This is a genomic window from Paenarthrobacter sp. CCNWLY172, assembly GCF_037402035.1.
In the GTDB taxonomy this organism is placed as follows: Bacteria; Actinomycetota; Actinomycetes; order Actinomycetales; family Micrococcaceae; genus Arthrobacter.
In genome coordinates, this window is record NZ_JBBEGB010000005.1 from 397,424 (window position 1) to 404,096 (window position 6,673).

Annotated in this window: 5 protein-coding genes and 1 riboswitch; all 5 genes read left to right on the top strand. The window is 64.0% G+C overall.

Annotated elements, in window-relative coordinates; all coding sequences use genetic code 11:
- Window positions 1-89 precede the first annotated feature (89 nt).
- Window positions 90-188, top strand: a riboswitch (glycine riboswitch).
- A 149-nt stretch (window positions 189-337) separates the two neighbouring features.
- Entirely contained in the window at window positions 338-3,190 is a 2,853-nt protein-coding gene (gene gcvP / locus WBN73_RS10575) for an aminomethyl-transferring glycine dehydrogenase (RefSeq protein ID WP_337340042.1), read from the top strand.
- Between the two features lie 11 nt (window positions 3,191-3,201).
- Window positions 3,202-4,350: a glycine cleavage system aminomethyltransferase GcvT gene (gene gcvT / locus WBN73_RS10580; protein WP_337340041.1), complete on the top strand. Its 1,149-nt coding sequence runs from the start codon at window positions 3,202-3,204 to the stop codon at window positions 4,348-4,350.
- A gap of 53 nt (window positions 4,351-4,403) precedes the next feature.
- Window positions 4,404-4,787, top strand: a complete 384-nt coding sequence (gcvH, locus tag WBN73_RS10585) for a glycine cleavage system protein GcvH (RefSeq protein ID WP_337340040.1) — start codon at window positions 4,404-4,406, stop codon at window positions 4,785-4,787.
- Complete coding sequence (gene glyA, locus WBN73_RS10590; protein WP_337340039.1) at window positions 4,784-6,103, top strand: serine hydroxymethyltransferase; 1,320 nt, start codon at window positions 4,784-4,786, stop codon at window positions 6,101-6,103. The genes gcvH and glyA overlap by 4 nt, the downstream gene beginning before the upstream one ends.
- A gap of 175 nt (window positions 6,104-6,278) precedes the next feature.
- Window positions 6,279-6,673: serine dehydratase beta chain (locus WBN73_RS10595; RefSeq protein WP_337340038.1), on the top strand; the 395-nt coding region annotated here is incomplete at its 3' end.

Consider the following 6,673-nt stretch of genomic DNA (forward strand, 5'->3'; position numbering starts at 1 on the left):
CGATGCATCAGTAACCACACCTTGCTTGCACTTTTTCAAAACAACCCGCTATGGTGTGAAGCGTGTCACTCATGGTGGCGCAACGCTTTTGATCTGCGGCGGGAGAGTCCTGCCGGTACATCCAGTCAGGCGCCGTAGGAGCAAATCCTCCCCAGGAATCTCTCAGGCCCATGTACCGCCGCGGTTAGGCAACTCTGGAAAGCAGTCCGGGCAACCGGGCTCACCGACGGTGCAAGCAGGCAACCATTCCTGCGGAATCTCTCAGGTCCAATACAGAGCGGGGAGGAACCCCACATCATCGTGGCGCTCATTGGGCGCCTGAATCATGGAGTTCCTCTTGACTGTTCAATCAACCCCCACCGCCTTCGCGGACCGGCACATCGGCGCCCGCCGCCAAGCCGACGTTGACACCATGCTCAAGGCCATCGGCTACGACTCTGTCGACGGCCTGGTAGACGTCGCGGTCCCCGATTCCATCCGGCAGGACACCGCCCTGAAGTTGCAGGACGCCCTCACTGAAGTCCAGGTCCTCGCCGAGTTGCGCAAACTGGCTTCCAAGAACAAAACCGCTGTCCAGATGATCGGCCAGGGCTACTACGACACCGTGACGCCCCCGGTGATCCGCCGCAACATCCTGGAAGCTCCCGCTTGGTACACGGCCTACACGCCGTACCAGCCGGAAATTTCGCAGGGCCGCCTCGAAGCGCTGCTCAACTTCCAGACCATGGTGCAGGACCTCACCGGACTTCCCGTAGCCAACGCCTCGCTGCTGGATGAAGCCACCGCCGTTGCCGAGGCCGTATTGCTGATGCGTCGGGCCAACAAGTCCAAGACGGCCAAGGACGGCAAGACCGTCCTGGACGCCGACCTCCTCCCGCAGACCATCGCCATCGTGAAAGGCCGCGCCGAGGCGCTGGGCTTCGAAGTGGAGATTGCTGACCTGTCGGCAGGTCTTCCCGATGGCGACATCAACGGCATCGTCCTGCAGCAGCCCGGCGTTTCCGGCCGCGTCTTCGACCACTCCGGCGTCATCGCCGACGCCAAGGAACACGGTGCCCTGGTCACCGTGGCCGCTGACTTGCTGGCGCTCACCCTCATCACGCCCCCGGGCGAGCAAGGTGCGGACATCGCCGTCGGAACTGCGCAGCGCTTCGGTGTCCCGCTGTTCTTCGGCGGCCCGCACGCTGCCTACATGGCCGTTCGCGAAGGCATGGAACGTACACTTCCCGGCCGCATCGTTGGTGTTTCCAAGGACAACGCCGGCGTCCCCGCGTACCGCCTGGCCCTCCAGACCCGCGAGCAGCACATCCGCCGCGAAAAGGCCACGTCCAACATCTGCACGGCCCAGGCATTGCTCGCCATTGTCGCCTCGGTGTACGCCGTCTACCATGGCCCCGAGGGCCTGAAGGCGATCGCCGAGACCGTCCACGGCCACGCACGTACGCTTGCCACCGCACTGCAGAAGGCCGGCCGCGAACTCGTCTCCGAGGCCTTCTTCGACACCCTCACCGTCCGGGTCCCGGGCAAGGCCGACAAGGTCATCGCCGCCGCTGAAGCCCGCGGTATCAATTTGCGGCTCATCGACGCCGACACCGTTGGTGTCTCCGTTGATGAAACCACGACGCCGGACGTCCTCTCCGCGGTAGCCGTCGCCTTTGGCGCCGGACCCGTGGGGGACGCGGCCGGGTTTGAGCTGCCCTCTGACGTGGTCCGGACGTCCGACTTCCTGCAGCACCCGGTGTTCAACACGCATCGTTCCGAGACGCAGCTGTTGCGCTATATCCGCAAGCTGTCCGACCGGGACCTTGCTCTGGACCGCACCATGATCCCGCTGGGCTCCTGCACCATGAAGCTGAACGCCACTGCTGAAATGGAAGCCATTTCCTGGCCGGAGTTCGCCTCCATCCACCCGTTCGCTCCGGACCACCAGACTGCTGGTTGGCGGGAACTGATTGAGGATCTGGAAGCTGACCTCACGGAGATCACGGGCTATGACCAGGTCTCCATCCAGCCGAACGCCGGTTCCCAGGGTGAGCTCGCAGGTCTGCTGGCAATCCGCGGCTACCACCTGTCCCGCGGTGATGAGCAGCGCACTGTCTGCCTCATCCCCGCGTCGGCCCACGGCACCAATGCAGCGTCTGCTGTGCTGGCGGGCATGAAGGTAGTGGTGGTGGCCACGGCTGCTGACGGCACCATCGATCACGCGGACCTGACCGCCAAGATTGAAGCCAACAAGGACGTCCTGTCCTGCATCATGATCACCTACCCGTCCACGCACGGTGTGTACGACGCCGACGTTCGCGAGGTGTGCGACGCGATCCACGCAGCCGGCGGCCAGGTCTACGTTGACGGCGCAAACCTGAACGCACTGGTTGGCTTGGCACAGCCGGGCAAGTTCGGCGGCGACGTGTCCCACCTGAACCTGCACAAGACCTTCTGCATCCCGCACGGCGGTGGCGGACCGGGCGTGGGCCCGGTTGCTGCCAAGGCACACCTCGCACCGTTCATGCCCGGTGACGCGAACAAGGCTGCGCACGAGCCTGGTCATGGTGTCGCGATTTCCGCCTCACGTTACGGCTCTGCCGGTGTACTGCCGATTTCCTGGGCGTATGTGAAGCTCATGGGTGGGCAGGGGCTGACGGAAGCTACCAAGTCGGCGCTTCTTGCAGCCAACTATGTTGCTTCCCGCCTGGATGAGCACTTCCCCATCCTTTACACGGGTGAGGGCGGGCTCGTGGCGCACGAGTGCATCCTGGACCTCCGCGAACTGACCTCCCGCACGGGTGTCACGGCCGAAGACGTGGCCAAGCGTCTGATCGACTTCGGCTTCCACGCCCCCACCCTGGCGTTTCCGGTTGCCGGCACGTTGATGGTGGAGCCGACGGAGTCCGAGGACCTCGTGGAGATTGACCGCTTCATCGAAGCCATGATCACCATCCGCGCCGAGATTGAGCAGGTGGCCAGCGGTGATTTCACCGTTGAGAACTCGCCGCTGCGCAACGCGCCGCACACGGCTGCCGCCGTCGTGAATTCCGGCTGGGACCGGGATTACCCGCGCGAGCAGGCCGCCTTCCCGGTCCACCACCTGAAGCAGGACAAGTACTTCCCGCCGGTCGGCAGGATCGACGGCGCCGCCGGTGACCGGAATCTTGTGTGCTCCTGCCCTCCGCTCGAAGACTTCGAAAACTAAGGACTCCCGACATGTCTGAGAACTACACCGCTCTCTACGAGCAGCACAAAAAGGCCGGTGCATCCTTCACGGACTTCGGCGGCTGGCAGATGCCCCTGAAGTACGAGTCCGAACTCGCCGAACACCACGCAGTCCGCAAGTCCGCGGGCTTGTTCGACCTCTCCCACATGGGTGAAGTCTGGGTGTCCGGCCCGGACGCTGCGGCCTTCCTGGATTACGCGCTGGTAGGCAAGCTGTCGGCGATCGCCGTGGGCAAAGCGAAGTACTCGCTGATCTGCAACACCGACGGCGGCATCATCGACGACCTTATTACCTACCGTCGACCCTCTCCTGAGGACGGCGTGGACAAGTACCTGGTGGTCCCCAATGCGGGCAACGCCAAGGTGGTCGCCGCGGCGCTGCTGAAGCGCGCGGCCGGTTTCGACGTCGTCGTTGAGGATGTTTCTGCCGAGACGTCACTGATCGCGGTGCAGGGCCCGAACGCCGAAGCCATCCTGCTGACCCTGGTTCCCACCGATCAGCACGCGCTGGTCACCGATCTGAAGTACTACGCTGCGGTTGAGGTTGGGCTGACGTTCGACGGCGGCACCCAGGACCTGCTGCTGGCCCGCACCGGCTACACCGGCGAAGACGGCTTCGAGATCTACGTCCCGAACCTCGACGCCCCGGGCCTCTGGGAAGCATTGCTCGAAGCCGGCGAAGGCCACGGCCTCATCCCGGCAGGCCTCGCAGCCCGCGACTCACTGCGTTTGGAAGCCGGAATGCCGCTCTACGGCAACGAGCTCTCCATCCACGTCAATGCCTACGCCGCAGGCCTCGGCCCGGTAGTTTCCTTAGCTAAGGAAAGCGACTTCGTTGGTCGGGAAGCACTGACGTCGATCAAGGCAGCCGGGGTCGGATCCACCATCGGCCAGAAGCTGGTCGGTCTCAAAGGTACCGGCCGCCGCGCCGCCCGCGGACACTACTCGGTCCTCAAAGACGGCTCGCTCATCGGCGAAGTCACCTCCGGCCAACCGAGCCCCACGCTCGGTTACCCAGTAGCGATGGCGTATGTCGACGTCGAGCATTCAGAGCCGGGCACGACGGTCGAGGTGGACCTGCGCGGGAAGGCTGAGCCCTTCGAAGTAGTCGCGCTCCCGTTCTACAAGCGTCGGAAGTAGCCCCTACAGCGGGTGATCTTGAAAAGTTTTCAGTTAGTGAGAGAAGGAATCTTATGAGCAAGGTAGTTGCTGAATTGAAGTACTCGGCTGAGCACGAGTGGGTTGCCGCTGACGGTGAAGGGCCTGTGGGGATCGGGATTTCCGCGGTGGCCGCTGACGCCCTGGGCGACATTGTGTATGTGGACCTCCCCGAGGTTGGTTCCACAGTGACCGCAGGTGAGACCTGTGGCGAGGTTGAATCCACCAAGTCGGTCTCGGACCTGTACTCGCCCGTGACGGGGGAGGTGACCGAGATCAACGACGCCGTTGTCACTGAGCCCGCCCTCATCAACAACGATCCCTACGGCGCGGGCTGGCTGTTCAAGGTTGCTGCCACAGAAGAAGGGCCCCTCATGTCGGCCGAAGAATACGCTGCAACGAACGGTGGAGAACTGTGAACCCGGTATCCGTAACTGAGTACCAGCAAGTGGTGTCGGCGTCGCTGGACGCCCGGCTGTCAGAGCTGGATCCTGAGATTGCTGCGAAGATCGACGACGAACTGGGTCGCCAGCGCGACGGCCTGGAAATGATCGCCTCGGAGAACCACACGGCCGTTGCTGTCATGCAGGCCCAAGGCTCGGTCCTGACCAACAAGTACGCCGAAGGTTACCCGGGCAAGCGCTACTACGGCGGCTGCGAGCACGTTGACGTGATCGAACAGCTCGCGATCGACCGCATCAAGTCCCTTTTCGGGGCCGAGTTCGCGAACGTCCAGCCACACTCAGGTGCGCAGGCCAACGCCTCCGTGATGCACGCCCTCATCAAGCCCGGCGACACCATCATGGGCCTGAACCTGGCTCACGGTGGGCACCTCACGCACGGCATGCGCATCAACTTCTCAGGCAAGCTCTACAACGTGGTTCCCTACGGCGTCCGCGAGGACACCCACACGGTGGATATGGCCGAGGTTGAGCGCCTGGCACAGGAGCACAAACCTGCGCTGATCGTTGCCGGCTGGTCCGCTTATGCGCGGCAGTTGGACTTCGCCGAGTTCCGCCGGATCGCCGACTCCGTGGGCGCCTACTTGATGGTGGACATGGCCCACTTCGCCGGCCTGGTGGCTGCGGGGCTGCACCCCTCGCCCGTCCCGCACGCGCACGTCACCACGTCCACCACGCACAAGACCCTCGCCGGTCCGCGTGGCGGCATCATCCTCTCCAACGACGCCGACATCGCCAAGAAGATCAACTCGGCCGTGTTCCCGGGCCAGCAGGGTGGTCCGCTGGAGCACGTGATCGCCGGCAAGGCCGTGGCCTTCAAGATCGCCGCCTCGGAGGAGTTCCGGGAGCGTCAGGAACGTGTCCTCGCGGGTGCCCGCATCCTTGCCGAGCGACTGGTCCAGCCCGACGTCGCCGCCAAGGGCATCAGCGTCGTCTCCGGAGGAACGGACGTGCACCTGGTCCTCGTCGACCTCCGCAATTGCGAACTCGACGGCCAGCAAGCCGAAGACCGCCTTGCCACGATCGACATCACCGTCAACCGCAACGCCGTCCCGTTCGACCCCCGCCCGCCCATGGTCACCTCCGGACTGCGCATCGGCACTCCGGCGTTGGCGACGCGCGGCTTCGGTGAAGCAGCCTTCCGCGAGGTGGCCGACATCATCGCCGAGGCATTAATCGCCGACGCCGACGCGGACCTTTCCGGGCTGCGTCACCGTGTTGATGTTCTTGCGAAGGCGCACCCGCTGTACCCGGGGGTCGCGAACCTCGCCTAACCGGGGTTTTTGGCTCGTTGGTGTTTTGTCCGATTCGGGGGGGTGCTGCGGGACGTGCCGTTCGCGCGGCATGTTGTGCAGCGAAGCCCCGAATCGGCGAAGGGGGGTTTGGGGTCCGTTCCGTTTGTTGGGGGCGGGGCGGGTTCAATGTCGTTTTACTAGTGAGGAAATAGCCATGGCCGTTGGGGTCTTCGATCTGTTCTCTGTAGGCATTGGGCCGTCGAGCTCTCATACTGTGGGGCCGATGCGTGCCGGGGCGGTGTTTGCCCGTGAGCTTCGTGAATCCGGTGACCTTGAATCCATTGCCGGTTTGCGGGTTGATCTGTACGGATCGTTGGCCGCCACCGGTAAGGGGCACGGCACCTTCACTGCTGTCCTGCTGGGGCTGGAAGGATACGACCCCGAGGAGATCCTTCCTGATGAGGTGGAGGAGCGGTTGGCCGCTATCGCGGAGACGGGGAAGCTCAACCTGGCCGGCGGGAAGCTCCTCGACTATGCGGTGGAGGATATGGTGTTGCATCCGTTGACGGTGTTGCCGCGGCATACGAACGGGATGAAGTTCGCCGTGGC